The organism is Mesorhizobium sp. M0296, from assembly GCF_040321675.1.
Classification (GTDB): Bacteria; Pseudomonadota; Alphaproteobacteria; order Rhizobiales; family Rhizobiaceae; genus Mesorhizobium.
In genome coordinates this window covers 122,736-148,694 of sequence record NZ_JAMYRZ010000004.1, presented here as the reverse complement: position 1 = coordinate 148,694, position 25,959 = coordinate 122,736, and the positions used below count along the sequence as shown (strand labels likewise).

Sequence of the window (25,959 nt, the reverse complement as noted above, 5' to 3'; positions counted from 1 at the left end):
TTGTCAACGATCCGGAACGAATGGCTGGCCCAAGGAGGCCGGCGTGTTCATCATCGTCAAACGCTTGTTGCGCGAGATTAGAACGAGAACCACGACGGTTGCCAGATAGGGCAGCGAAGAAAGCAGTTGCGAGGGAAACGATTTTAAGAACGCAATTAACTTGTAGAGCAACCAGGGCGCGTCGACGAAGTCCTGCAGATTAATGGCTTGGACGTGAAGCTGGCCAACCCAGATCGCGCCGAAAATATAGGCGCCGGCCAGCACCCGCCATGGCCGCCAGGAGGCGAAGACGACCAGAGCCAGCGCGATCCAGCCGCGGCCGGCGGTCATGTTCTCCACCCATTGCGGTGTGTAGACCAGCGATAGGTGACCGCCGGCGAGGCCGGCACAAGCGCCGCCGAAAATCACTGAGAGATAGCGGTAGCGGATGACGTGGATGCCAAGCGCATGGGCGGATGCATGGCTGTCGCCGATCGAGCGCAGCGTGAGCCCGGTGCGGGTCTTGAACAGGAACCACATGACGGCGGCGGTCAGCGCGATCGAGATGTAGAAGATTGGATCCTGGCCGAACAGCAGCCTGCCAACGACCGGGATTGCGGTCAGGCCGGGAATATCGAGGTTTGGCAGCCTTTCGCCGGGCTGGCCGACAAAATTCGTTCCCATCATGCCGGAAAGGCCGAGGCCGAGCAGTGTCAGCGACAGGCCGGTGGCCACCTGATTGGTGGCCAGCGACAGCGTCATGACGGCGAACAGCAGCGAGAACACTGCCCCCATGGTGATTGCCGCCAACAGCCCTATCCAAGGCGAGCCGGTGAGATAGCCGGCGCCGAAACCGCCGACGGCACCCATGATCATCATTCCTTCGACGCCGAGATTGAGTACACCCGAACGTTCGACCACCAGTTCGCCGATCGCCGCGATCAGCAGCGGCGTCGCCGCCGTCGCGATGGTCAAGAGGATGTTGACGGTGATGTCCATCAGCGGGCTTCCTCCAGCTTCGGCGCTGCCTCGAGCTTCGGCGCGGAAAAGCCGGTCAGGCGAATGCGGTAATGGATGAGCGTGTCGCAGCCGAGCACGAAGAACAAAAGCATGCCCTGGAACACGCGCGCCACCTTGTCGGAGATGCCGAGCGCGCTTTGCACTGCCTCGCCGCCCAGATAGGTCAGCGCCAGCACAAGGCCTGCGGCGACGATGCCGAGCGGATTGAGCCGGCCGAGAAATGCCACGATGATAGCGGTAAATCCGTAGCCGGGCGAGATCACCGGCTGCAATTGTCCGATGGCTCCCGAGACCTCCGAAATCCCTGCAAGTCCGGCCAGTGCGCCCGACAGCAGGAAGGCAAAGAAGACCATGCGGTTAAGGCCAAACCCGGCGAAGCGCCCTGCCCTTGGGCTTGAACCGAGCACGCGGACCTCGAAGCCTTTCAGCATACGGCTCATCAGGATCCAGATCAGTATCGCCGCGATCAGCGCGAAGACAAATCCCCAGTTTGCCCGGCCGGATTCCGGGAGGAGTTCCGGCAGTATGGCCGAGTCGTTGAACTGGACGGTCTGCGGGAAACCGTGGCCCTGCGGATCGCGCCACGGCCCGCGTACGAGCCAATCGAGGAAGAGCTGGGCGACATAGACCAGCATCAGGCTGGTCAGGATCTCGTTGGTGTTGAAGCGCGTCTTCAGCAGTGCCGGGATTGCAGCATAGGCGGCCCCACCGACCATGCCGAGCAGAAGCATCAGCGGCAGCACCAATGGGCCTTCGAACTGCGGAAACAGCACGGGGATGATCGAGCCGACAATGCCGCCCAGGATGAACTGGCCTTCGGCGCCGATGTTCCAGATGTTGGCCTTGTAGCAGACCGACAGTCCGACCGCGATCAGGATCAGGGGGGCGGCCTTGATCGCCAGCTCATGCAACTGCCACACCTGGCTGATCGGTTCGATGAAGTAGATGCGGAACGCAGTCAACGGGTTGACGCCGAGCAGCGCGAACATGATGGCACCGGCAATGATCGTCAAAACGAAAGCGATGAAAGGCGAGAGTGCCGAAAACAGCATCGAGCGCTGCGGGCGTTTTACAAGTTCGAGGCGCATCAAGCCGTCTCCAGCGTATGTTCGGCATGACCGGGTTCGGCGCCGCCCATCAGCAGCCCGATTTTCTCGAATGTCGCTTCAGCTATCGGCAGCGGCTTCGACAGTTCGCCATTGTGCATGACCGTGATCGCATCGGAAATCTCGAACAGCTCGTCGAGGTCCTGGCTGATCACCAGCACCGCCGAGCCGCTGCGCGCCAGTTCGATCAGCGCCTGGCGGATGTGGGCCGCCGCCCCCGCGTCGACCCCCCAGGTCGGCTGATTGACCACCAAGACGCTCGGCCGGCGGTCGAGTTCGCGGCCAACGATGAATTTCTGCAGATTGCCGCCCGAAAGAGCCGCAGCCTCCGGATCCGGCGCGCTCTTGCGCACGTCCATTGCCTTTATGATGCGCTGGGAAGCGGTATGGATCGCATCGCCCTTGACCATTCCACCAGCGCCGACAAACATCTTGCCATCGGTGGCGTGGCGCGACAGAAGCAGGTTCTCCGAAAGCTTCATGCGCGGTGCTGCGCCATGGCCGAGCCGCTCTTCCGGGACGAAGGCAGCGCCCATCAGGCGCCTGCCGGTGATGGTGAGGCCGCCGGCATCCTTGCCGCGGATGCGGACCGAGCCGGCATCCTGCTGCAGCACCTCGCCGGAAACGGATTCGAAGAATTCGCCCTGGCCGTTGCCGGCCACACCGGCAATGCCGATCACCTCGCCGGCGCGGACGTCCAGATTGATGTTCCTGAGCGGGATCGAGAACGGGGTCGCCGGCTTGCGGGTGAGTTCGCGGATTTGAAGCAGCACCGGCGCGGTCTCGATACCCTCGGCCGGCGCCCGCACCACGGCCAGCACCTCGTTGCCGACCATCATCCGCGCCAACGAAGATGCGGTTTCCTGGCGCGGATTGCAATGGCCGACCACCTTGCCGTGACGCAGCACGGTGGCGCGGTCGCAGATCCGTTTGACCTCTTCCAGCCGGTGCGAAATGTAGAGGATGGACTTTCCTTCCGAACGCAGCCGTTCGAGCGTCTCGAACAACTTATCGGCCTCCTGCGGCGTCAGCACCGAAGTTGGTTCGTCGAGGATGATAAGTTGCGGCGTCTGCAGCAGGCAGCGGATGATTTCGATACGCTGACGCTCGCCGACCGACAGATCACCGACCAGCGACAGCGGATCGAGAGGCAGGCCGTAACTGTATGAGAGCGCCCTCGCCTTGGCCGCGATCGTGCTGATCGGCGAGCCATCATCCAGCGACAGCGCGATGTTCTCCGCCGCCGTCAGCGCTTCGAACAGCGAAAAATGCTGGAAAACCATGCCGATGCCGAGCTTTTTTGCGGTACCGGGGCTGGTGATCCTGACCGCCTGGCCATTCCAGAAAATCTCGCCGGAATTCGGTTCCAGCGATCCAAACAGCATTTTCACCAGGGTCGACTTGCCGGCGCCGTTCTCGCCAAGCAACGCGTGGATCTCACCCTTGGCAATGTTGAGATCGACATGGTCGCACGCCGTCAACGTGCCGAATATCTTTGTGAGGCCGCGAACCTCAAGCAAGTTTGCGCCGTCCTGATCTGCACTCACGGTGCCTCCATCTGGTTTGCCAGACATGTTCTGTGTTCCCGCAAGCATCGTATGCGCGGGCTGCTCTCTACGGTAAGCGCCTCACGACTTGAAAGAGCTTCAAGAATTTCAGCGGAAACTCAAGCGGTAAAGAGCAGTTCGCAAGAACGGCGGCGTCGGCGGCCCGAAACGGCGGGCGCCTAAGGGATAAGTATTGTTGTCCCGGTGGTCCGGCGCCCTTCGAGATCGGAATGCGCCTTGCCGGCCTCGCTGAGCGCGTAACGCTGGTTTATCTTGATCTTGACGGCGCCGCTGAGCACCACGTCGAACAAGGCGGCGGCGGAAACCTCGAGGTCTTCGCGCCTGGCATTATAGACGAACAGCGTCGGCCGCGTTGCGAACAGCGAGCCCTTCTGCGCCAGCAACGAGATGCTGAAGGGCGGGATCGGCCCAGACGATTGACCGAAGCTGACGAAAGTGCCGAGCGGCCGCAGGCAATCGAGCGAGGCTGGAAATGTGTCGTTGCCGACTGAATCGTAGACAACGTCGCATTTCTTGCCACCGGTGATAGCGGCAACGCCGGCCACGAAATCCTGTTCGCGATAGTTGATCACGTGGTCGAAGCCATGCGTCTTGGCGAGCTCGATCTTGTCGGTGGAACTCGCCGTGCCGATCACTGTCGCGCCGAGATGCTTGGCCCATTGGCCGAGGATCAGCCCGACACCGCCGGCCGCCGCATGAAACAGGATCGTGTCGCCGGCTTTCACCTTGAATGTACGGCGCAACAGATATTCGGCGGTCATGCCCTTTAGCATCATGGCTGCGGCCTGTTCGGCGCTGATGCCGTCCGGCACCTTCACCACGCGGTCGGCGGCGATCACGCGCTGCCCGGCATAGGCGCCGGTCGTCACGGCGTAGGCGATGCGATCGCCGGGTTTGAGCCAGTCGACATCCGAGCCGACATCCAAGACCACGCCGGCCGCCTCGCCGCCAGGGATCAGCGGAAATCCGCCCTGCGGCGGATAAAGGCCAGAGCGATAATAGACGTCGATGAAATTGAGACCGATCGCGGTATGCTTGACCAGGATCTGTCCCGAGCCCGGCTGCCCGGGATCGGCATCCTCATAGGTCAGGACCTCCGGGCCGCCATGGGCATGGATGCGGATCGCTTTGGACATTTTCTGGCTCTCTTGGGATCAGGCTTTCTTATCCGGCTTGGCGCCGAGATTTGGGAAGAACTGCATGATAGCGCCGATGCAGGCGAGGTAAAGCCCGGTGAACGTAATCCCGAACTTGATGAAATCGCTGACCTGCTCGCCCAGCACGCCGATCTGGTCGTAGAAGGAGGCAAGTGCGGCCTGCGCCAGCGCCAGCGCGCCGAAAGCGCACCAAAGCAGCGTCATGCCGAGATTGATTGGCCGCAGCCGCTTCACCCGCACCGGATGGATGAAATTGATCGGCACGAAGGTGAGAATGGCGGCCACCACGACCACCGCGAAAGAAACCCATTGTCCGGGCTCGATGACGAACAGCGTGAACACCACCATGTTCCAGACGACCGGAAAGCCCTTGAAGAAATTCTCCTTCGTCTTCATGCCGGTATCGGCATAGTAGATTGCGCTCGACACCACGATGATCGCCGCCGACAGGAACGACAGGCGCTCGCCCATGAAGCCGCGCTGATAGAGCGCGAAGGCCGGAATCAACACGTAGGTCACGTAGTCGATGATGTTGTCGAGCAGTTCGCCCGACCAAGTCGGCAGGATTTCCTTGACATCGAGCTTCCTGGCGATCGGCCCGTCGATGCCGTCGACGAAAAGCGCCAGCCCCAGCCACCAGAACATCGCCGTCCAGCGCTGCTCGCTTGCTGCCACTAGCGACAGAAACGCCAGGAATGAGCCCGACGCGGTCAAGAGATGGACCGAGAACGCCCGCGCCTGAGGCCATGTGACTTTCTTCTTCGGCCGCGGAATCCGGTCGGCGATTTTCCTGGCCGTCGTCTTCTTGCTCACGGGCCCCGCCAGTCCAGCTTGCAGATTTCGGCCGAACGGCCAGCAAAGTTCCAGTTGCGGCCAAAGGCCCGCATTTTGCTCTTGTCGGATTTGGCGACGATGATTTCCGGCGCAATCCAGTATTCCGAATTGCTGATGATCGCATCCTTGTCGCGATCCTTGCCGGTGATTGGCGTCACCGCACCATCGATGATCTTCGGTATCTGAAAGATGCGTGTTTTCGCACGCGTCTCGTAGGTGATCGGCACCTGCTCGGCGCCGAGGAACTGTCCGACCAGGATGGAGAGCAGCGATGTGGTTCCACCGGCCTTGCCGGTGAATATCTTCGTCAGTCCCTTCACAGCGTAAACCGAGGCGCGCTTGTCGATGAACAGGCCCGCCGTCCAGTTGCCGCGGCTCATATAACCGGGGATTTCCATGACCAGCCCAAGATTGAGACCGGACAGGTCGACCTCGCCGAAATGGCCGGCATCGATCCGGAACCCCGCCCAGGTTTGGCAATAGCCTTCCGTGGGCGGATGATTGCCGAGCGACAGAACGCAAGGGCAAAAAACCGTGCAATTGCAGGAAAGGATGAGCTCTCCCTTCATTGCCCAGTTTTGATCTGTCATCGAATTCTCCCCCTCATGCCGAGACTACTAGTAGCGCGGCTGCCCAGACAAGCAGTATCGCACCGCCCAACCGCGTCGGCAGATTGCCTGCCGTCTGTTTTTCGACCAGGCTGAACAAGCCGATCAGCGCCATCCAGAACACGTTCATCACACCGACGGCAAACATTACCAGCATCAGCGCCCAGCAGCATCCAAGGCACCACAGGCCCTGCTCCATACCGAGCCGGAAAATGCGAATGGGCCTGGCGCTCCAGTTGGCGAACAGGACCGAGAACGGATTTCTGCACTTCTCCAGACAGGCTTTCTTCAGCCAGCTGAACTGATAGAGGCCAGCGATCGACAGCGCGGCCGCTCCGGCAATTCCAAGCAGCGGATCGAGCATCTGCCCGGATGACACGAATGCATGGACTGCGAGCGTCAGGGCAGCGAATATTGCCGAGGCGGCAAGCCAGACGCTCAAATATCCAGCGACAAGGATCAACGGATGGGCAACGGGTTACCCCTTGATCCTGGCGGTATCTGCGATCTCGCAATAGGTGCGGATCATCGGCGCCGCGGAGGGCAGCATGGTCGCGATGGCCATCAACAGCCACATCGCGGTGAGTGCCCCGCCTTGCGCCCCTACGCTTGCGCGAAGCGGCGCCGGCGCCAGGCAAAGGGCGAAGAAACGCGCAAGGAAATCCGGCAGCGGCAGCTGCGGCAGGTTCCCCAGCATCGTGTCGCCGGGTGCATCGGTGCCCGGGAGCCGGCTTACGGCACCACGAACTGCCATTGCGCCGAGAAGGAGCCAGGCAAGGGCGATGCCCATGCCGGCAACGACGCTCACCGTCAGTCGAGGGCTGCGCGCAACGCTCGCCATCGCGCGGCCGGTGCCGTCGAGATGGCTGAAATCGTCTTGTTGGCCGGTCATGGCAACCGAATGGGCCGAATCGCCGCGTTGATCAAGCCGCATCACCTGACCTATATGGACCAGCAGGTCGGACGGGCCTCACCTCGCAATCCGGAAGTCGAATTTGAACCATCGGGAAACAGCACGGATACTGGTCGCCGGCAGCGGCCCTGCGGGGCTGATCGCGGCGCTTGGCTTTGCCGAGGCGGGCTTTCCCGTGACGCTCGTCGGACCCGATGCAGCCGGCCCCGACGGCCGGACGACAGCCTTGATGAACCCTGCCCTGAAGATGTTCGAACGGCTAGGGATCTTCGACGGAATCAGGCCGCACGCAGCGCCGCTCAAGGTGATGCGTATCGTTGACGCAACCAACCGGCTGATCCGCAGCCCGACAGTGACCTTTCGCGCCAGCGAGATCAACGAAGAGCAATTCGGGCTGAACTTGCCCAACAGCGTTCTCAACCGCACGCTAGCCGAGGCTGTCGCGCATTCGGGCATCGAATGGCGAAAGTCGATGGTGGAGGCATGGCGCCTCGATGCCGACCATGCCCATGCCGTTCTCGCCGACGGCAGCGAGGTTGAGGCATCGTTGGCAGTTGCCGCCGATGGCCGTCAGTCGCCGGCCCGCGAGGCAGCCGGCATCCGCACCTCGATCCGATCCTATCCGCAGGCGGCGTTGGTGCTCAATTTCGGTCACCGCAGCGACCATGCCTTCACCTCGACCGAATTCCACACCGAGACCGGTCCGTTCACACAGGTTCCCCTGCCCGGCAACCGGTCCAGCCTTGTCTGGGTGCTCGAACCCGATATCGCCAAGGACCTTGCAGCACTCGACGACGCCGAGCTTTCGACGCGGGTCGAACAGCGGATGCAATCGATGTTGGGCCGCGTGTCGGTTGAGCCCGGCCGGCAGGTCTACCCCCTTTCAGCGGTGAGCCCGTGGCGGTTTGCGCATCGCCGCGTGGCACTTGTCGGTGAAGCCGCCCACGTGTTTCCCCCAATTGGCGCGCAGGGCCTCAATCTCGGCATCCGGGACATCGACGACCTGATTGGTGCCGCAAGCAGAAACCGCTCGGACCCGGGCGCCCCCAAGGCGCTTGCAGCCTATGATTTCAAGCGGCGGCCGGACATTCTGGCGCGCAGCAGCGCGGTCAACCTGCTCAACATGTCGTTGCTTTCCGACATGCTGCCGGCTCAGATGGTGCGCAGCGCTGGCCTTGGCGCGCTTGAGGGGTTTGCGCCGTTACGGGCGTTTTTCATGCGTGAGGGTCTTCGACCCGGCAGCGGTTTTGCGGCGTTTTTTGGCGGATTGCGAAAACCGGCTGAGCGATAGCGATCTTGGCCACCGCCCTTGATCCGCATCTCGCGATGCTCAACCCGGCATCAAGGGGATCGGGATTGAATTGACGCGGCGTATGCGCCAAATAATGACGATGTCGACCTTAAGGTCTGGGCCAGTCTTTGCCGGACCGGTGCGTAAGAATCTAAAGTCCTGGAGCGTTCCTTGCGTGTTCCAGGATGGGTGGCGTTCAAGAAGTTCAAGTGGTGAGTGCGATGAAGACAGCCAAATTCTCGATCGGACAGGTGGTTCGGCACCGGCTGTTTCCGTTCCGCGGCGTCATTTTCGACGTCGATCCGCAATTCGCCAATACTGACGAATGGTACGAGGCGATCCCCGCTGACGTGCGGCCGCGCAAGGACCAGCCTTTCTATCATCTGCTCGCCGAGAATTCCGAAACGGAATACATCGCCTATGTGTCCGAGCAGAATTTACTCGAGGACCGGTCGGGCGAACCGGTCCGGCATCCGCAGATTGGTGAAATGTTCGACAAGAAGCCTGACGGGCGCTACGAGCCGAAGTACCAATTGAGACATTGACTTAGCCGGGATCTGGCTGGACTGGGACAGGCTTGAGACATGGCTGGACCCGACAAACAGCCGGTCCAAACGAAAAAAGCGGGGCATGAACCCCGCTTTTTTGTTGGTTCGAAAACCCGTCGATCAGTTGGCGGCCTTCGCCTTTTCCTGCTCTTCCTTGAGCTTCTTGGCAAAATCCTGATTGTTCTTGGCGACGAACTCCTGGAGCTTCTTCTGTCGGTCCTCGATGTCCGACTGCTGCAGCGGCGGGCCGTCGAAGGCGCCGCTGAAGCCGGTCAGCGCAATCTTGATCGGGTTCGGCTGGTTCTGGAAATTGACCGAGGTGAGCGTCAGCGCCGATCCCTTCTTGAAGGATGCGACAAGCTGATCGCTCAGCGGCACTTCCGCCACGCAGCGATCCGGAAAACAGATCACATAGTCGAGCTTCTGCGCCTTGCCGCCGTCGATCTGGAGGCCGATGCCGGGAGGAACGAGACGGCCGGTCGGAACCGTCACCTGGAACACCTTGCGGTTCACCTTGCCCTTCAATTCGATCAGGCTGACGCCGGTGATGAGCTGGCCGTTGCCGGCGGTGGTGATGTTCTGGACATTGCAGATGTCGACGTCTTCCTGCTTGGTGCAGGCCTTGAACCAGCCTTGCGGAATCTGCTGTTGCTGCTGCGCGGAAGCAGCGGGAATCCCGGCGCCCAGAATGCCGACCACGCCAGCGGCCATGACCGACAGGCGGTACGCGTTGCTGTTCAGGCTCGTCATGTCGTGCATTCCTCTCAAATGATCCCGGAACCGGCTTTTTTCATGCCGTGTGGTCCAGCTACCTGTTGCCGAAATGAGGCAACAGAATGACTTCGGACGGCGTGTTACACTGCAAGCGGTGCCGAATCCAGCCCGGGTCTCGCGAATCTTGGCCGAAGGATAGGCTCAAGGGGTTGGCCGGTGCACGACCGGCTCATGTATGCTGCGCATCGAATCGGGAAGGAGACGGTCATGGGCCGCGTTGTCGTTTGGCTGATCGCCGCAATGTTGTTTGTCGGCCTTTCCCTGCAGCCGGCCCTGTCGGAACCGAAGCACGCGCTTGCCATGCAGGGCGAGCCGGCGCTGCCGGCCGACTATAAGCATTTCAACTACGTCAACCCCGACGCGCCGAAAGGCGGCAGCATTACCTATTGCGTCGTAGGCAGCTTCGACAATCTCAATCCGTTCATCCTGAGAAGCCTGCGCACCACCGCGCGCGGCATGATGGATCAAGCCTTTGGCAATCTTGTCTTCGAGCCGTTGATGCAGCGCAACTACGACGAGGCCTTCAGTCTCTACGGCCTGCTCGCCGATACCGCCGACATGGATCCCGAGCGCAAGAGCATCGAATTCCACCTCGATCCCAACGCCAAATGGTCGGACGGCGAGCCGGTGACGCCGGAAGACGTGTTGTTTACCTATGACGTCTTCACCGAGAAGGGCCGCCCACCTTACAGCCAGCGAATGAAAGCGATTGCCAAGCTCGAAAAGACCGGCGACCGCAGTGTGCGCTTCACCTTCAACGACAAGGCCGACCGCGAATTTCCTTTGATCATTGCGCTGACGCCGATCATCCCGAAACACGCCTTCAACAAGGACACCTTCGACAGGACGACGCTAAAGCCGGTGATCGGCAGCGGGCCTTACACGGTGGCGCAAGTCGTGCCCGGTCAGCGCATCGTGTTCAAGCGCAATCCGGACTATTGGGGCAAGGACGTGCCGTCCAAGCGCGGCTTCGACAATTACGACCAGATCACCATCGAATATTTCCTCAACGCCAACGCCAAGCAGGAAGCGTTCAAGAAAGGCATCTGCGCCATTGACGACGACAGCGACCCGGTCAAACGCGAGCGCGATCTCGATTTTCCGGCCTTCCACAGGGGCGAGGTCATCGCCGAAACTTTCGATACCGGCATTCCGCCGGTGGTCAACGGTTTCCTGTTCAACACGCGGCTGCCGAAATTTTCCAATCCGGTCGTGCGGCGCGCGCTCGGCATGCTCTACGATTTCGAATGGGCCAACAAGAATCTGTTCGGCGGCAAATACACGCGCACGATGAGCTTTTGGCAGAATTCCGAGCTGTCCGCGCTCGGCCACCCGGCCAGCGAAAAGGAAAAGGCCCTGCTGGCCCCCTACCCCGGCCGAGTGCCCGCAGATGTCATGGACGGCACCTACAGGCCGCCCGCTACCGACGGCTCCGGCCAGGACCGCAAGGTGCTGAAGGCGGCATTCGAGCTGCTGAAGAGCGCGGGCTATACGGTGCAGGACGGCGCGATGCTCGATCCCGAGGGAAAGCCGTTCGGTTTCGAGATCCTGACCGCCTCGCAGGACGAAGAGCGACTTGCCGCTATCTATCAGCGCACCCTTGAGAAGCTCGGCATCGATGTCGGCATCCGCAGCCTCGACGGTGATCAGATCCAGTCGCGCAAGCAGCGTTTCGATTTCGAGGTGCTGGTCGGCTCGACCGGTTTCAACAACTCGCTGTCGCCCGGTATCGAGCAAACCGGGCGCTGGGGATCCGCTGCCGCCAAGGCCGAAGGCTCGTTCAACCTGGCGGGTGTCGCCGACCCCGCAGTGGATGCGGCGATCGAGGCGATGCTGAGAGCTCGTTCGAAGGAGGACTATGTAGCGGCCGTCCGCGTTCTCGACCGGCTGCTGATCTCCGGCAATTACATGGTGCCGACGCAGCACAACAACCAGCAATGGCTCGCTTATTGGAACTATCTGGAACATCCGCAAAAGACGCCCATATACGGTTATCAGTTGCCGACCTGGTGGCGCAAACCGAAGTGACCTCTTCACAACAGGAGATCAAGATGAACGACGAGAGCTCGATTACCGTCGATGTGGTCTCCGACGTCGTGTGTCCCTGGTGCTTTATCGGCCAGAAACGGCTCGACAAGGCGATTGCCGCCGTCGATATCGACGTTCACATACGCTGGCGGCCCTTCCAACTCGACCCAACAATCCCGCCCGAAGGCAAGAACCGCCGCGACTATATGGTGGCGAAATTCGGCAGCGAGCATCGCATCCGCGAAATCCATGCCCGGATCGAACCGCTGGGCGAGGCTGAAGGCATCTCCTTCGCATTCGACGCCATCAAGGTCGCGCCCAATACGCTGGATGCGCACCGTCTCATTCGCTGGGCCGGCACGGCCGGCGAGGCCATTCAGAACCGGCTGGTGCGCCGGCTGTTCCAGCTGAATTTCGAGGAAGGCGCCAATCTCGGCGATCATGCCGTGCTGATCGAAGCCGCCCGCGAGGCCGGCATGGATGCGTCCGTGGTCGAAACGCTTCTGCCGACCGACGCCGATGTAGAGGCCGTGCGCACCGAAATCGCCACCGCTTCGCGCATGGGCATATCGGGTGTGCCGTGCTTTCTGCTTGAAGGCAAATATGCGGTGATGGGTGCCCAGGACGCCGATACGCTCGCCGATGCACTCCGCCAGGTCGCCGCGGCCAAGGCACGCGGCGAACTGGAAACAGCGAACTGAGTCGGACTATTTCACGGTCACCTTGGCCTTGCTGACGAAAAAGCCATGGCCATGCTTGCCGGTGCAGGTCAATCCCTTGGTGGATGACTGGCAGGAAAATGGCCCCTTGCTCCACCTGTTGCCGTAGGCCAGCCTGGTGACGCCGCCGCAGCAGCCTTGCTCGCCCGGATTCTTGATCAGCGTCGCCGGGCCTTTCGGGCCGAGGATGATCGTGACGTAGCTGGGCTCGACGCGCGAACAACTCAGTTCCGGTCCGCCATCCTGCGGCTCGTAGGTGCTGGTGCCGCCCTTCGGTGTGTAGATGCAGCCAATATTGCCGGACGGCGTGTTGAACTCGATCTGTCCCTCGGCGTTTGCGGGAACGGCCTGGCTGCCGGCATATGTTTGCGGCAGCCAGGCGAACGTTGCGAGCATCGCCGCAAACAATGTCCGTGCAAGCATGAAGAACTTCCCCCCGGTTCAAACCTGGATGCGTCCGGCAGGTTCGATCCGAAGCGCATCTTTGTCAAACGAGGTTTGGGCGCGCTTTTAAAAAAGCACGGGCCAATTGATATTGATCCGCATCCTGGACTGTGTCGGCAAAGTCATTGCTTGGCCGATTACGGGTTCCTGACAAGGCGGCTTCAAACACGAATCATACGGTCACGTCCTGGCCGCCGACGAGGCCGGACTGGCCGTGAAGGCGGTTCAGGCTGTGAAGATCGGCCGCTGGAAGGCGCTTCTATGTTCACAAAGCTGTGTGAAGACCTTCCCTTGGGGAAGATCTCTACTTGCTCGGGCGCAGGCAAGTAACTATTTGAAATTGCGTTGGTATTCCGCCCCTCGAAACGTGACGGCACAGCGCCGTGATCATTCATTCTGTTGCTCCACTGCAACGGCCGGCAAGCTAAGCCACCTGCGACTGGTGAAAAGCTAATGGAAAATGATCAATTGGTGTTACTGTCCGTAACAAAAGAAAAATCGTTTGGGCGGGATAGTGATTCGGGTCGATAGACCAACGCGACATTCAATATCGGAAAAATGGCTCCGCGGTGCCGCAAGGCAGTCGCCCCTGACGCCCGTATCTTCGATGCGCAGCTTCTGGGGGCTGATGCGGGTCTACTGGTTCTCGGACCGCTGGAGGGAAGCCTGGACGCTGACGCTGGTGATCGCGCTGATCATCGCGCTGTCCAGCAAAGCCGACGTCTGGTTTACGGTGGCTGGGGCCGAGCTGGCGGCTTCGATCGCTTTTTTCCACGATGCCGCGAACACGACGCCACTTAAGACAATACTGACCAACGCCGGTTGGCTGGTGCTGCTGGTCGTGCTCAAGGACTTGGTTATTGCCGGCATTCGCAACCTTGTTTCCAAGACATTGCATCGCAAATGGCGTGGCTGGCTGGATAGCCGATTCAACGAGGCCTTGCTCGACTCCAATCATTCGCATTTCCATGCCCAGCATGGCTCTTCCGGGAATGCAGCTCCCGACAATATCGACCAGCGCGTGCAGGAATCCATCAAGGCCATGACCGGTGGAGCCATCGGGCTTGCTTCGGGTGTGCTAGGCGTCTTCGCTTCGTTCTACTTTCTCGGCGGCGAATTGCTGAAAAACTCTGTCGAGGTGAAGGGGCTGGAGTTTCTCGGCAGCTACGGCAGCGCCGTCCTTGCTCTCCTGGCAATCGCTGTCTATGTGCCGTTCAACACCTGGATCGCGTTGAAACTCGGCCGAATGCTGGAGTGGCTAAACGTCAGAATGCAGCAGGCCGAAGGCAATTACCGCAGCGAGTTGATCACGTTCCTGCGCCGCAGTTTTCATGTCGCCGCATCGCAGGGCGAGAATGTGCAGAAGACTGTACACAGCCAGCGTTATGCAGACATTGACCGTACCTGGGCCAGACTGAACATCGTCAATACCGGCTACACCTCGTTCGAGCTGATCTATAATTTCATCGGTGCCAAGATTGTCGCTTTCGGGCCCGGGCTGGTGCCCTTCATCCACAACGGCCTCGACCTCAAGGGTTATCTGACAGCTTCCGGCCAGGTCGATAAGCTGATCAGCAACTGTTCGTGGTTCATCCATGTGATGCCGGAGATCGCCACCTTGCGCGCCAACAGCCAGCGCGTCATCGAATTGGCGCAGGCAATCGAAAACGTCCAGCACCCGCAGGAATTCTATCAGCAGACCGGCCGATCCGAGTTCCGCTACGACCACCAGAACCCGGTGTTCGGCCTGACCATCCAGAAGCTCGAACTGGCGCATCAGGGCGAGGACGCAACGCCCTTCCTGAGTGCCGCGAACTTGCGCTTCCGGCGTGGCGAGTGGACTTTCCTCAAGGGCGAATCCGGTTGCGGCAAGACCTCGCTGATCAAGGCGATCAACGGCCTGTGGCCTTATGGCCGCGGCACCATCGTCTTCCCGGAAGGGGTCAGGAGTTTCTACGCCGCTCAGGAGGTGAAGCTGCAGCAGGTTTCGCTGAAGCAACTGGTCTGCCTGCCCGGTTCCGAGCATGATTACGCCGACGTGCAGGTCGCATCCGCCCTGCACAAGGCCGGTCTCGGCGACTTCATCGAGCATCTGGCTGATGAGAGCCGTGAAGGAAAGATCTGGGATCAGGTTCTCTCGGGTGGGCAGAAGCAGAAGCTGGTTGTCGCCCGCATCGTGCTGCAGCAGCCGGGATTGCTGTTCCTCGATGAAGCCACCGGCGCGCTCGATCCCGAAGGACGGATCGCCTTCCATCAGGCGATCAAGGACAATTGCCCTGATGCAACGGTGATCTCGATCATGCATGAGGCGACGCCGCCGAGATCGCTCGCGGGCACCGAATTCTACCACAGCGTGGTTGCGATCGCCGACGGCGTCGCTACCAAGAAGCCGCTGGTTCCGAGCTTGCCGGTCGAGCTCACCACCATCCTCACGCAGCCGACACGGCCGGCCGAGGACAAATGGCTGCGCTTTCCCCGCCGGCTGAAGCAGAGATAGCCGCGGGCACCATTGCCAGCGTCCAGCCAGCCTGCCACGTCGCCCGATCACAGTCTCGCGATCCGCCGGTTTGCCGCCGTTTTAACCCGCTCTCGCGATTGACTCGGCAAGGCGCGCTCCTATGTTGCGCCGGCTTGCAGAATCTCAACTCGAACCCGCGAGCAGAAAGGTCACCGCGCCATGCCTGGCGACAGTCACAGTCGAACGCAACCGCCGTCCGCTTGACGTGGCCTGACAGGCTCACGTCCTGCCGGACGGCAAGGAGTGAGCCATGAACGAGTTTTCCCCTGTCGCGGGCGGCGATGCCATCGCCATCGCTCGCGTACTTGCCAACGAACACGTCGCCGACATCGTCGAGGCCTTGAACCAGGAGCCCCGCGAGACGGCATCGGAGCTGCTTTGCGAAGTGCCGTTCGAGCGGCTGGTCGAGATCTTCGACCAGCCTGAACTCGACGGCGCATCCGAACTGGTCGAGGCGCTGCCCCGCATCAAGGCAGGCAGACTGCTTGCCGCCATGTCGGTCGACCGCGCCGCCGACATACTGCGCGATCTGAACGAGCCGGCTCGTTCCGAACTGCTTGGTGGCCTGGCGCCACCGCTGCGCGCGACGCTGCTTGCCATTCTCGGCTATCCCGAAGGCAGCGCCGCCTCGCTCATGACGACCGAATATGTCAGCGTGCCGCCGGACTGGAGCGTGGCCCGCACGCTGGATTATATCCGCAAGGTGGAGCGGACGCGCGAAACCGTCTACGCGATCTACATCGTCGATCCGCAAACGCATGTCCTGTTGCGCTCGACCAGCCTGCGTCGACTTATCGCTGGCGGGCCCGACGAGCTGATCATGGCAATCGCGCCGGATCGTGCGCCTATCACCGTTTCACCGCTGACCGATAGTGAAAAGGTTGCTCAGTTGATCTCGAAATATGATCTGCTCGCCGTTCCGGTCGTGGACAACGGCAAACTGCTCGGCATCGTTACCATCGACGATATTATCGACACGATGATCGACGAAACGACGGAGGATGTGCATCGTTTCGGCGGCATGGAGGCTCTCGACGAGCCCTATATGAAGATGGGCTTTCTGGCGATGATCCAGAAACGCGCCGGCTGGCTGTGCGCGCTGTTTATCAGCGAGATGCTGACCGCAAACGCGATGCAGAGCTACGAGGGCGAGCTGGAAAAGGCGATCGTGCTGACGTTATTTATTCCATTGATCATGAGCTCCGGCGGCAATTCCGGCTCGCAGGCGACCTCGCTCGTCATCCGGGCGCTGGCGCTGCGCGAGATCGGCCTTGGCGACTGGTGGCGGGTGGCATTGCGCGAGCTGCCCACCGGCCTGGTGCTTGGCTCGATTCTTGGCGTGGTCGGCGTCTGCCGCATCGCGCTCTGGCAGTATCTCGGCTTCTACGACTACGGCCCGCACTGGCCGCTGATCGCAATGACCATCGGCGCCACGCTGGTTGGCATCGTCACCTTCGGCTCGTTGTCTGGATCGATGCTGCCGTTCGCCCTGAAGCGCATGGGCTTCGACCCGGCCAGCGCATCGGCCCCGTTCGTCGCCACGCTGGTCGACGTCACCGGGCTGGTGATCTATTTTTCTGTGGCGCTGGCGATCCTGCGCGGAACGTTGCTGTAAGAAAACTCACGCACTTCCATCGCGGCAATTTCGTTGCCGCGATGGGTTGTCGTCGCGTCAGACGCGCTCACCATCTCTCACCCGGTAAGTCGGCTTGTACATGGTGACGAGTTCTTCCGCGGCAGTCGGATGCACCGCCATGGTGCGATCGAAATCATCCTTGGTCAGGCCGGCCTTCAGCGGTATGCCGAGAAGCTGCGCCATTTCGCCGGCATCCGGCCCGAGAATGTGGGCGCCGAGGACCTTTTTCGAGGCGCCGTCGACGACCAGCTTCATCAGCATCTTTTCGTCGCGGCCGGAAAGTGTGTGCCGCATCGGCCGGAAGGTGGCGCGGTAGATTTCAACATTCGAAAAGCGCTTTGCCGCCTCATCCTCCGACAGGCCGACCGTACCGATCTCGGGCTGCGAAAAGACTGCGGTAGCGATCGTGTCATGGTCGGGCGCCGTCGGCTTGTCCTTGAAGGCGGTCTCGACGAAGCACATCGCCTCGTGGATTGCCACCGGCGTCAATTGCACGCGATGGGTGACGTCACCGATTGCCCAGATGTTGTCGATGTTCGTGCGGGAGTATTCGTCGACGTGGATTGCCCCGGTTTTGGTCATCTCGATGCCGACGCCTTCCAGGCCCATGTTCTCGGTATTGGGAATGCGGCCGATGGCGAGCATGACCTGGTCGACCGTCAGCACCGTGCCGCCGGTGACAAGCGCGTCGAGCCGGCCGTCAGGCCGCTTCCTGACCCACTCGGACACGGCGTGGCAGAGGATTTTTATCCCTTTCTTTTCCATCGTGTCGTGCAGCATGCGTCTGAGGTCCATGTCGAAACGGCTGAGGATCTCCTTGCCGCGGTAGACCAGCGTCGTGTCGACGCCGAGGCCGTGAAAGATGTTGGCGAATTCGACGGCGATATAGCCGCCGCCCTCGATCATGATTGCCTTCGGCAGTTCCTTGAGGTCGAAGGCCTCGTTGGAAAAGATGCAGTGCTCATGGCCGGGCAATGCCGGATGCGGCGCCGGTCGCCCGCCGGTAGCGATCAGGATCTGGTCGGCGGTAACGGTGCGATCCTCACCGAGAAGATGCACCACATGCCGATCGACCAGGGTGGCGCGCGAATGAAAGACCTCGCCGCCGGCGCCCTGCACGTTCTTCTTGTAGATGGCCTCCAGCCGGCTGATTTCGCGGTCCTTGTTGGCGACCAGCGTCTGCCAGTCGAAACGCGCCTCAGGCACCGTCCAGCCATAACCGGCGGCGTCGGCGAAATGCTCGGGGAATTGCGAGGCGTAGACATAGAGCTTCTTCGGCACGCAGCCACGGATCACGCATGTGCCGCCATAGCGGTATTCCTCGGCAATGCCGACACGCTTGCCGAGTGCGGCCGCGACGCGCGCCGCCCTCACCCCGCCGGAGCCGCCGCCGATGACGAAAAGATCGTAGTCGTAACCGGCCATGGCTGAACTCCTTGCCCCTCAAACCCCGAGACAGGTAGGCTGCCGACTATCAAAAGAAAAGCCCGGACTTGCCGGGCTTTTGGTCCAGTGGCGGTCAGGCGGCTCGGAAGTCCGCAATCAATTCGGTGTAGCGTCCGCGGGAGCTGCGCCATCGGCCGGAGCGGTACCGTCGGCAGGTGCAGCCGGCGCCTTGGCATTCGCCGCTGCACCCAGGGTCTCGCCGACCTGCTGGGCGAGATCGCGAGCCAGGCCGTTCTGCCAGATCTCGGCAGCCTTCACCAGTTCGCGCGTCACGATCGGGCCGTTGTCGAGCAGCTTCTTGCCGGAATCGGAATTGTAAAAGGCGGCGATTTCATTGAGTTCCTTTTCCGAGAATACCTTTGCATAGGCGAGCGCCGCTTCCTTTTCCAGGTCGGCGCGGCGCGATGCCAAGGCCATCGCCTTCTCGTTGATCGTCTTGGCGATCAGTTCCTGCATATCCGGGTTCTTCTGAATCAGCTGCTGCTCCAGTGCCGCGGCCGCTTGCGGCAGGATGCTGTCGAACGTATCCGTCGCATGGATCGCCGCGACGGCGGCGCGCGCCGCCTTCAAATGCGCATCGGTGACGTCCTGCGAAAACGCAGGCGACGAAAACGCGAAAACGGCCGAGGCCGCCAGAATGGCAAAAAAGCGGCCAACCCGGTTATGCAACATCATGATCGGTAAAACTCCCTGATTTTCGGGCGGCATGGACGGTTTGGATGCCGTCGCCGCCGGCTATGATGGCCGTTGATGCCAGCCCGATGAAAAGACCATGCTCGACCACGCCCGGAATGGCGTGGAGAGCATTCGAAAGCGCTCTTGTATCCGGAATGCGGCCAAAAGATGCATCGAGGATAAAATGGCCGCCGTCTGTAACAAATGGCTGGCTCCCCGTCATCCTCAATGTAACAGGGCCGGAAAGGCCAAGGTTTGCAGCCGCCGCGCCGACCGCAATTTCGGTGGCGCGCAGGCCAAACCGGTTGACTTCGATGGGCAGCGGAAAACGGCCGATCATCTCGACCATCTTGGAGCTGTCGGCGATGACGATCATGCGGGCGGAGGCCGCCGCGACGATCTTTTCGCGCAGCAGCGCGCCGCCGCCGCCCTTGACCAATGTCAGCGCCGGATCGATCTCGTCGGCGCCGTCGATGGTGAGGTCGAGCTCGGGCGTTTCCTCAAGGGTCGACAGCGGCACACCAAGCTCGCTGCAAAGGACGGCGGTGCGCTCCGAGGTCGGAACGCCGATGACAGTCAGGCCGGTGGCGACCTTGTCGGCGAGCAGCCGTACGAACTCGTCCGCTGTGGTGCCGGTGCCGATGCCGAGCCGCATGCCATCCGTGACATGGGCAAGCGCTGCCCGCGCGGCCTCAACCTTCAATTGCCTCGCATCCATGCCGGGTCCCGAGATTTGTTTCGGCGCTCGTAGCATTTTTGCCGGGCTGGTCAAAGGACCTTGCCCGCGGTGGATAAGCCGGCTTGCCTGAACGGGCCGCAGCGTTTATCGCCTGCCGGCAATCAAATTGTCACAGGACAGGCCATGACCCGACCGATCATCGTGTTCGACCTCGACGGGACGCTGATCGACACGGCGCCGGACCTGCTCGACAGTCTCAACCACAGCCTTGCCGCCAGCCAGCTCGCGGCCGTCGACGAAGCCGGCTTCAGGCGCTTCGTCGGCCATGGCGGCCGGGTGATGATCGAGCGCGCCCACGCAGCGCAGCACAGGTCGCTGGCAGTGGAGGAGCACGATCGCCTGCTCAAGCTGTTTCTGGACCATTACACCGTTAACATCCCCGGCAAATCGCGCCCCTATCCCGGCGTCCCCGGGGCGATCGCGCGGTTCGAGGCGGCCGGCTACCTGCTGGCCATCTGCACCAATAAATACGAGGCCAATTCGGTGGCGCTGATCGAGGCGCTCGGCATGACCAGGCATTTCGCGGCGATCTGCGGCCAGGACAGTTTTCCGTTCCGCAAGCCAGACCCGCGCCATCTCACGCTGACCATCGCGCGCGCCGGCGGCGACCCGCACCGTGCACTGATGGTCGGTGATTCGCAGACCGACATCGACACGGCAAAGGCCGCCGGGATTCCGGTGGTGGCAGTCGATTTCGGCTACACCGACCGTCATGTGCGAGAGTTCGAACCGTCGGCGGTGATCTCGCATTTCGATTCGCTGACGCTCGATCTGGTACAAGGGCTGATGGCCGCGGCAGAAGGCTGAAAGCTGCCCATCGGGCGGACCGCCAAATGCCGACCGACAAGTGGTTGACTTAGCAGGCCGGCCTCCCTTATATCGCGGCGCGCTTGGCCTTCGGGCAACGAGCGGGCGATTAGCTCAGCGGGAGAGCACACCCTTCACACGGGTGGGGTCGCAGGTTCAATCCCTGCATCGCCCACCATCTGCTTTCCTGAGTCAATTCCAAGCCGGAGCGGCTAGCAGCTGCAGGTCGCCCCCTCGCCGCCAAAATTCTTTTGGGCGAAATTCAAAGCGCTGCTGTAGCTCGTATAGCTCTGGAACTGACAAACGTCGGAGCCGGCCCGCACCTTCATCTGCTCGATATCCCAGAACGAAACCTCGATACGATCGTCGGCGCAATAGACTGTATAGCGTTCAGGTTCCAGCGCTGCAGCTTTCTGCACAGACATCGAAACGGCCGGTACGGAAAGTATGGAAAGTACAAATATAATGGCATGACGCATTTGTATGTAGACCCCCCGAATGACCGCCGGCACTATTATGGCCGCGATGTTGAGACGACGCATCATGATTTTAAGCGAGCTGCCTTTCTTTCGGCAGCCATAAATCAGGTACGGACGGCGCCTCCTTATAGCGCAACGGTCCGCTATCCCGGAACAAACCTGCATAGAAACGAGTTTCTGCTGATCGAGATGTGAGGGAAAGCCATGTCCAGACTTGTTTTGGCGGCCGCCGTGCTGCTTGTCGGCGGATCGGCCTTTGCCGCGGACGAAAATCCGGTGCCGCCGCAGAATGCCAAGAAGCTGTCGGAAATCATCGCCAAGGTCGAGCAGCGCGACGACTTCCGCTACATCAAGGAAATCGATTGGGACAGCGGCGCCTACACTGTCACCTACTACACGGACGACAAGGCGAAAGTCGAAATCACCTACGATCCGGTGACAGCCGCGCCGAAATGAAGCTGGGCGCCAACGGTCCAGATTCTAAAAAATGGCGCGCCTCGAAGGCCCCCGGCCTTCGGCACACGCTTGCGTAGATATGACTTTGATGGCTGACTGAGTGCTATCATTGCGCGCGGGGGGTGGGCATGGCGACGGTAAAGCACGTATTGAAACGCTTTCTGATGATGCTCGCGGGTTATTTCATAGCGGTACTGGTTGGGCTGATCGCGGTGGCGGCGATCTATGGCGGGCTGAGTTCGTTGCCAAATGCGCCGAATTATTTCGACGTCATGGGCGTCACCCCCGTTGCGGTGCTGCTGTTGCCGCCGCTCGGCATGTTCATCTATTTTCTGACGATCGTGCTGACCGGCCTGCAGACGCTGATCTTCGCACTGATTGCCGAGTTTTTCTCGCTGCGCAGTTTTTGGCTGCATATGGTCTTCGGCGCGGCGGCCGCGGTTGGCGGCTTCGCCTTGATCTGGCCCAGTGTACCGGATGACACGAACCCGGAGCGCTGGGCCGATATCGGCATCATTGCCGCCGCAGGCGTTGTCGCGGGCTTGGTCTATTGGCTCATCGCCGGACGCGATGCCGGTTTTCGGCGTCCACTGTTTCAGCGCTAGAACCGCATTCGTCAGCTTGCCGGCGAACGCACCGCTTCCGTGCTGTCGAGCGCCTGCTGCAGCCTTGTATCGCGGCCGTAGACGTCGTTGAAGTATTCGACCTTGCCAGACAGGTCCGGCCATGCGGTGAAATAGGCGACATAGACCGGGATCTTGCGTGTCACGTCCTCGGTCGAATGTCCGTGTTTCAGTTTGTCCTCGATGTAGTCGACCGAGGTGCCGAGCACGGCAGCGGCCATGCCGCGCGGATCCTGCAAGCGAACGCAGCCATGGCTGAGCGCACGCATGTCGCGCTGGAAAAACGACTTCTGCGGCGTATCGTGCATGTAGATTGCATGCTTGTTGGGGAACAGTATCTTCAGCTCGCCCAGCGCATTGGCCTCGCTCGGCAGCTGGCGCACGCCGTAGGGTATCTTTGCGCCGTAGGCGCCCCAATTGACCGAGGACGAGGGAATGCGCTTGCCGCGGGCATTGACCACCTCGTAGCCGGCGCGGTCGAGATAGCCAGGATCCCGGCGCAGCCGCGGCAGCATCTCGTTGACCAGGATCGATTGCGGCACGCCCCAATAGGGATGGAAGTCGACCTGCTCTATCTGGTCATAGAAGAAAGCAGTCTGGTTGGTCGGCCTGCCAACCACGGCGCGGGTCTTCAGCTTCTCCTCGCCATCATCGATATAGCTCGCGGTGAAAGCCGGCTGGTTGATGAAGACGCGCGGGCTGCCAAGGTCGGAAGGTAACCAGCGCAACTCTTCGAGCGCAACCCGAACCTTCTGAACTTTGTCGGCCTTGGACGTTCCGGCCAACGATGCAACGGTACGCGGGCCGATGACGCCGTCGCCTTTCATGCCGGCCCGTTCCTGCACCGCCTTGATCACCGGCACCAGCTCCGGATCGTAGACCTCGCTGGTAGCGAGCCTCGCCAGAACCTCGCCATAGGCGCCGCCCATCTCGTCATCGAGATTGCGCGCGATCTTTGTCAAAAGCTTCGGCAGCTCGGGGCTGGTCTGCCCCGGCTTCAACAGCAGATCGGGATCGATGGTGATTTCGTCTTCGGCGCTGGCCTGGAGCGCTTCCAGTTCGACGCGCAGCGCCTGATACTCGGAATTCTGTGGATGCCGTGACTCGAGATAAGTGCGCACTTGCTGGGTATGGGCCAGCGTCTTCAGCACCCCTTCCATGTCGAGCGGCTTAGGCGGAAAATCGTAGTAGCCGGTCATGCGGTTGGGATCGACGCGGCCGCTTTGTGCGTCACGGGCGTAGCGCAGGACACGCGCCGACAGCGCCATCTCGAAGCGGACCAGCTCTTTCAGGCGTTCATCGACATTGCCCGCCGATGTGCCTGCTGCCGGAACTTCCACGGTGTAGTCGGCGGGCGTCAGGCCGTAGCTCGCGGCCTCGCCCAGCACCCGCACGGCATCCTGGGCACGGCTGCTGGGACTGGTTCCCGTCACCCAGATGAAATCCGGATTGGCCGAGTAATAGGCGATCAGCGCCTTGGCGATGTCCTTCTCGGCGTAGAGGTCATAGCCGTCGAGGCCGGCAATGGCTTCGCGGAATGCAGCCCCGGTGGCCGCCGGCTCGAAAGCAGCGTCCTGAGGCGTTGCTGGTTCAGGCGCTGCCGACAGTGCCGAAAAATCGACGCGCACCAGCGGATCGCTCTTGTAGGTATAATAGGACGGGCTGCTGATTTGCGCACCACCACCGGAAGCGGCCGGCGCCCTGGGCTTCGGCTTGTATTTTGACGGTGGCGGCGGAAAGTCACTTTTCGGCGGTGCGTGTTTGACGCCGCCGCCGAAAAGCATGTCGAAGAACCCTTGCGCTTCAGCCTTCGGCGCCCCGAAGGCCAGCATTGCCGCGGCCACCGCAAACGGCAGCACGGTTGCTTTGTTTCCAAGGACTTTCATGGATCACCCGCTCCGGTTGAACCGGATCCCGTTCCGCACCGCTTTCACGGTCTCGCCCACCCCATGGCGGATGTAAGGCGTGACTACACTGATTCATACTGATTTCGTTAAGCTTTCATAAATTTCGGAACGTCTGTTGCAGAACGGTTTCACAACGTCGGGACGGGGGGAGCGAATCCGCCGTCGCTCCCGACCAATGGTAGTGCCCGTGAGCCAAACCTCAAGCGTTGGCGCCGCCGTCGATGGTCAATGCCGCGCCTGTCACGAAGCGCCCTTCGGGGCCGGCAAGCCACGCAACCATGCCGGCGATCTCGTCGGCCGTGCCGAAGCGAGGCATCGCCATCTTCTGGCGCTGATGCTCGGCGTGCGGGCCGCCTGCCGGATTCATGTCGGTATCCGTCGACCCCGGATGGACGACATTGGCGGTGATTCCGCGCGGACCGAGATCGCGTGCAAAGGCCTTGGTCAGGCCAACCAAGGCAGCCTTGCTGGCCGAGTAGGCGCTCAGGCCGGCGTCCGTGGCACGCTCGGCCAGATTGCTGCCGATCGAGATGATCCGGCCACCCTCGCCCATATGCGCTGCTGCCGCCTTGGCGGCGACGAACGGGGCTCTGAGGTTGACCTCCATTGTCTCATCGAAATCGGCAAGCGACAGGGCATCGATCGGCGCAGCGCGCCAGATGCCGGCGCTGTTGACCAGGATGTCGAGCCGTCCGAAGGCTGTTGCTGCCTCATCGACCGCCGCCTCGATCGCCCCAGCATCGCGATTGTCGGCCTTGATGGCAAAGGCCCGGCCGCCGCCCGCCTCGATTTCCCTGACCACCGCACGCGCCCCTTCCTCGCCATTCACATAGGTGATCGCCACGCCTGCGCCGTCAGCCGCGAGCCTTCTTGCGATCGCCGCACCAATGCCGCGGCTGCCGCCGGTGACGAGGGCGGCCTTGCCGTTCAAGCTTCTGGATGACATCTGCTTCTCCATTTTGTAGTGATTGATACATAAATATCTGCCAGCCTTGCTGAACCACGTCAACCGAATTATGTATCGATCAATACAGAAAGGATGCCATGCCGGAACGAGGTCGCCCCCGCACCTTCGATCGAGCCGCCGCCTTGCGGCGCGCAATGGAAGTGTTTTGGGCCAAGGGTTATGAGGGCGCGTCGATAAGCGACCTGACCGCTGCAATGGGCATCAACTCTCCCAGCCTCTATGCCGCCTTCGGCAGCAAGGAAGCGCTGTTTCTCGAGGCAACCGAGCTTTACACGCGGGTCGAGGGAACCGAGATCTGGTCTGCGCTGGAAAAGGCGCCGACCGCGCGTCAGGCCGTCGAACGGTTCCTGCGGCAGACTGCCAGGGCCTATTCACAGACCGGTCGTCCGCAAGGCTGCCTTATCGCGCTCGGCGCATTGCACCAGGACTCAAGCCGCGGCGCCATCTGCGATGATCTGCGCCGTCGCCGTGCCGAAAACCGCGAAGCCTTGCTGAGACGCCTCGAGCGTGGCGTGGCCGAGGGAGAGTTGCCGGCCGATTTCGACTGCGGTACGGCCGCGACCTTCTACGCGACCGTGCAGCACGGCATGTCGATCCAGGCGCGCGACGGCGCGTCGCGCTCGGCTCTTCTGGCGACGGTGGCCGGGGCAATGGCAGCTTGGATAGCGATGGCCAGCACCGGGGCAGCGTGACGGTCGAACCCGGCTGACAAGAACG

The 25,959-nt window shown here is 61.4% G+C and carries 26 protein-coding genes and 1 tRNA gene; 11 read left to right on the top strand and 16 right to left on the bottom strand.

Going from position 1 to position 25,959, the window contains the following annotated elements; translation table 11 throughout:
- Positions 1–3: 3 nt before the first annotated feature.
- The 8 genes from NKI97_RS06345 to NKI97_RS06310 all read right to left on the bottom strand — a co-directional run bounded on the left by NKI97_RS06345 (position 4) and on the right by NKI97_RS06310 (position 7,206).
- Positions 4–978: an ABC transporter permease gene (locus NKI97_RS06345; RefSeq protein ID WP_352448916.1), complete on the bottom strand. Its 975-nt coding sequence runs from the start codon at positions 976–978 to the stop codon at positions 4–6.
- Complete coding sequence (locus NKI97_RS06340; RefSeq protein WP_352833142.1) at positions 978–2,090, bottom strand: ABC transporter permease; 1,113 nt, start codon at positions 2,088–2,090, stop codon at positions 978–980. Before NKI97_RS06340 ends, NKI97_RS06345 begins: the two co-directional genes overlap by 1 nt.
- Entirely contained in the window at positions 2,087–3,679 is a 1,593-nt protein-coding gene (locus tag NKI97_RS06335; protein WP_502904454.1) for an ABC transporter ATP-binding protein, read from the bottom strand. The genes NKI97_RS06340 and NKI97_RS06335 overlap by 4 nt, the downstream gene beginning before the upstream one ends.
- A 152-nt stretch (positions 3,680–3,831) precedes the next feature.
- On the bottom strand, positions 3,832–4,809 hold the full coding sequence (locus NKI97_RS06330) for a quinone oxidoreductase family protein (protein WP_352833139.1): 978 nt from the start codon (positions 4,807–4,809) through the stop codon (positions 3,832–3,834).
- Between the two features lie 18 nt (positions 4,810–4,827).
- Positions 4,828–5,604, bottom strand: coding sequence for a phosphatidylcholine synthase (gene pcsA / locus NKI97_RS06325; RefSeq protein ID WP_502894951.1), 777 nt, complete (start codon positions 5,602–5,604; stop codon positions 4,828–4,830).
- Between the two features lie 35 nt (positions 5,605–5,639).
- Positions 5,640–6,254 carry a DUF1326 domain-containing protein gene (locus NKI97_RS06320; protein WP_352448912.1) on the bottom strand — a complete coding sequence of 205 codons (615 nt, stop codon included), beginning with the start codon at positions 6,252–6,254 and terminating at the stop codon, positions 5,640–5,642.
- 13 nt (positions 6,255–6,267) lie between these two features.
- Positions 6,268–6,735, bottom strand: a complete 468-nt coding sequence (locus NKI97_RS06315; protein ID WP_352833136.1) for a DUF2182 domain-containing protein — start codon at positions 6,733–6,735, stop codon at positions 6,268–6,270.
- 15 nt (positions 6,736–6,750) lie between these two features.
- Positions 6,751–7,206 (bottom strand): hypothetical protein, encoded by a 456-nt coding sequence (locus NKI97_RS06310; protein WP_352833133.1) that lies wholly within the window; start codon positions 7,204–7,206, stop codon positions 6,751–6,753.
- Between the two features lie 61 nt (positions 7,207–7,267).
- Here NKI97_RS06310 and NKI97_RS06305 point away from each other — a divergent pair, with 61 nt between their 5' ends.
- Both NKI97_RS06305 and hspQ read left to right on the top strand, forming a co-directional pair.
- On the top strand, positions 7,268–8,476 hold the full coding sequence (locus tag NKI97_RS06305; RefSeq protein ID WP_352448910.1) for a UbiH/UbiF family hydroxylase: 1,209 nt from the start codon (positions 7,268–7,270) through the stop codon (positions 8,474–8,476).
- 221 nt (positions 8,477–8,697) lie between these two features.
- Positions 8,698–9,021: a heat shock protein HspQ gene (gene hspQ, locus NKI97_RS06300; RefSeq protein ID WP_352613626.1), complete on the top strand. Its 324-nt coding sequence runs from the start codon at positions 8,698–8,700 to the stop codon at positions 9,019–9,021.
- 123 nt (positions 9,022–9,144) lie between these two features.
- Here the strand turns inward: hspQ and NKI97_RS06295 are convergent, their stop codons facing one another.
- A complete protein-coding gene (locus NKI97_RS06295; RefSeq protein ID WP_352448908.1) occupies positions 9,145–9,774 on the bottom strand; it encodes an invasion associated locus B family protein in 630 nt (209 codons plus the stop codon).
- Between the two features lie 264 nt (positions 9,775–10,038).
- Between NKI97_RS06295 and NKI97_RS06290 the strand changes: the two genes are divergently transcribed.
- Positions 10,039–11,826 (top strand): extracellular solute-binding protein, encoded by a 1,788-nt coding sequence (locus NKI97_RS06290; protein WP_502907075.1) that lies wholly within the window; start codon positions 10,039–10,041, stop codon positions 11,824–11,826.
- Between the two features lie 23 nt (positions 11,827–11,849).
- Positions 11,850–12,527 carry a DsbA family oxidoreductase gene (locus NKI97_RS06285; protein ID WP_352448906.1) on the top strand — a complete coding sequence of 226 codons (678 nt, stop codon included), beginning with the start codon at positions 11,850–11,852 and terminating at the stop codon, positions 12,525–12,527.
- A gap of 6 nt (positions 12,528–12,533) precedes the next feature.
- Here NKI97_RS06285 and NKI97_RS06280 read toward each other — a convergent pair whose 3' ends face one another.
- On the bottom strand, positions 12,534–12,968 hold the full coding sequence (locus NKI97_RS06280) for a hypothetical protein (protein WP_352448905.1): 435 nt from the start codon (positions 12,966–12,968) through the stop codon (positions 12,534–12,536).
- Positions 12,969–13,596: 628 nt separating this feature from the next.
- Between NKI97_RS06280 and NKI97_RS06275 the strand changes: the two genes are divergently transcribed.
- Positions 13,597–15,486, top strand: a complete 1,890-nt coding sequence (locus NKI97_RS06275; RefSeq protein WP_352448904.1) for an ABC transporter ATP-binding protein/permease — start codon at positions 13,597–13,599, stop codon at positions 15,484–15,486.
- A 271-nt stretch (positions 15,487–15,757) separates the two neighbouring features.
- Positions 15,758–17,122, top strand: a complete 1,365-nt coding sequence (gene mgtE, locus NKI97_RS06270; protein ID WP_352448903.1) for a magnesium transporter — start codon at positions 15,758–15,760, stop codon at positions 17,120–17,122.
- A gap of 57 nt (positions 17,123–17,179) precedes the next feature.
- Here mgtE and gor read toward each other — a convergent pair whose 3' ends face one another.
- The 3 genes from gor to rpiA all read right to left on the bottom strand — a co-directional run bounded on the left by gor (position 17,180) and on the right by rpiA (position 19,982).
- Complete coding sequence (gene gor / locus NKI97_RS06265) at positions 17,180–18,568, bottom strand: glutathione-disulfide reductase (RefSeq protein ID WP_352448902.1); 1,389 nt, start codon at positions 18,566–18,568, stop codon at positions 17,180–17,182.
- A 117-nt stretch (positions 18,569–18,685) separates the two neighbouring features.
- Complete coding sequence (locus NKI97_RS06260; RefSeq protein ID WP_352448901.1) at positions 18,686–19,264, bottom strand: DUF2059 domain-containing protein; 579 nt, start codon at positions 19,262–19,264, stop codon at positions 18,686–18,688.
- Positions 19,251–19,982 (bottom strand): ribose-5-phosphate isomerase RpiA, encoded by a 732-nt coding sequence (gene rpiA, locus NKI97_RS06255; RefSeq protein WP_352448900.1) that lies wholly within the window; start codon positions 19,980–19,982, stop codon positions 19,251–19,253. Before rpiA ends, NKI97_RS06260 begins: the two co-directional genes overlap by 14 nt.
- Before the next feature lie 144 nt (positions 19,983–20,126).
- On the opposite strand from rpiA, the gene NKI97_RS06250 reads away from it, so the two are divergent.
- Both NKI97_RS06250 and NKI97_RS06245 read left to right on the top strand, forming a co-directional pair.
- A complete protein-coding gene (locus NKI97_RS06250) occupies positions 20,127–20,810 on the top strand; it encodes a phosphoglycolate phosphatase (RefSeq protein WP_352448899.1) in 684 nt (227 codons plus the stop codon).
- 103 nt (positions 20,811–20,913) lie between these two features.
- Positions 20,914–20,988 (top strand) — tRNA-Val (locus NKI97_RS06245).
- A gap of 34 nt (positions 20,989–21,022) precedes the next feature.
- On the opposite strand, the gene NKI97_RS06240 is transcribed toward NKI97_RS06245, so the two are convergent.
- On the bottom strand, positions 21,023–21,355 hold the full coding sequence (locus NKI97_RS06240) for a hypothetical protein (RefSeq protein ID WP_352448898.1): 333 nt from the start codon (positions 21,353–21,355) through the stop codon (positions 21,023–21,025).
- 138 nt (positions 21,356–21,493) lie between these two features.
- Between NKI97_RS06240 and NKI97_RS06235 the strand changes: the two genes are divergently transcribed.
- Together NKI97_RS06235 and NKI97_RS06230 are read left to right on the top strand one after the other, a co-directional pair.
- Positions 21,494–21,745 (top strand): PepSY domain-containing protein, encoded by a 252-nt coding sequence (locus NKI97_RS06235; protein ID WP_352448897.1) that lies wholly within the window; start codon positions 21,494–21,496, stop codon positions 21,743–21,745.
- A gap of 128 nt (positions 21,746–21,873) precedes the next feature.
- Entirely contained in the window at positions 21,874–22,350 is a 477-nt protein-coding gene (locus tag NKI97_RS06230) for a hypothetical protein (protein WP_352448896.1), read from the top strand.
- A gap of 11 nt (positions 22,351–22,361) precedes the next feature.
- On the opposite strand, the gene NKI97_RS06225 is transcribed toward NKI97_RS06230, so the two are convergent.
- Complete coding sequence (locus NKI97_RS06225; protein WP_352448895.1) at positions 22,362–24,254, bottom strand: L,D-transpeptidase family protein; 1,893 nt, start codon at positions 24,252–24,254, stop codon at positions 22,362–22,364.
- Between the two features lie 220 nt (positions 24,255–24,474).
- Positions 24,475–25,221 carry a 3-oxoacyl-ACP reductase family protein gene (locus NKI97_RS06220; protein WP_352833126.1) on the bottom strand — a complete coding sequence of 249 codons (747 nt, stop codon included), beginning with the start codon at positions 25,219–25,221 and terminating at the stop codon, positions 24,475–24,477.
- 98 nt (positions 25,222–25,319) lie between these two features.
- Between NKI97_RS06220 and NKI97_RS06215 the strand changes: the two genes are divergently transcribed.
- Positions 25,320–25,934 carry a TetR/AcrR family transcriptional regulator gene (locus NKI97_RS06215; RefSeq protein ID WP_352833124.1) on the top strand — a complete coding sequence of 205 codons (615 nt, stop codon included), beginning with the start codon at positions 25,320–25,322 and terminating at the stop codon, positions 25,932–25,934.
- The last annotated feature ends 25 nt before the right edge of the window (positions 25,935–25,959 follow it).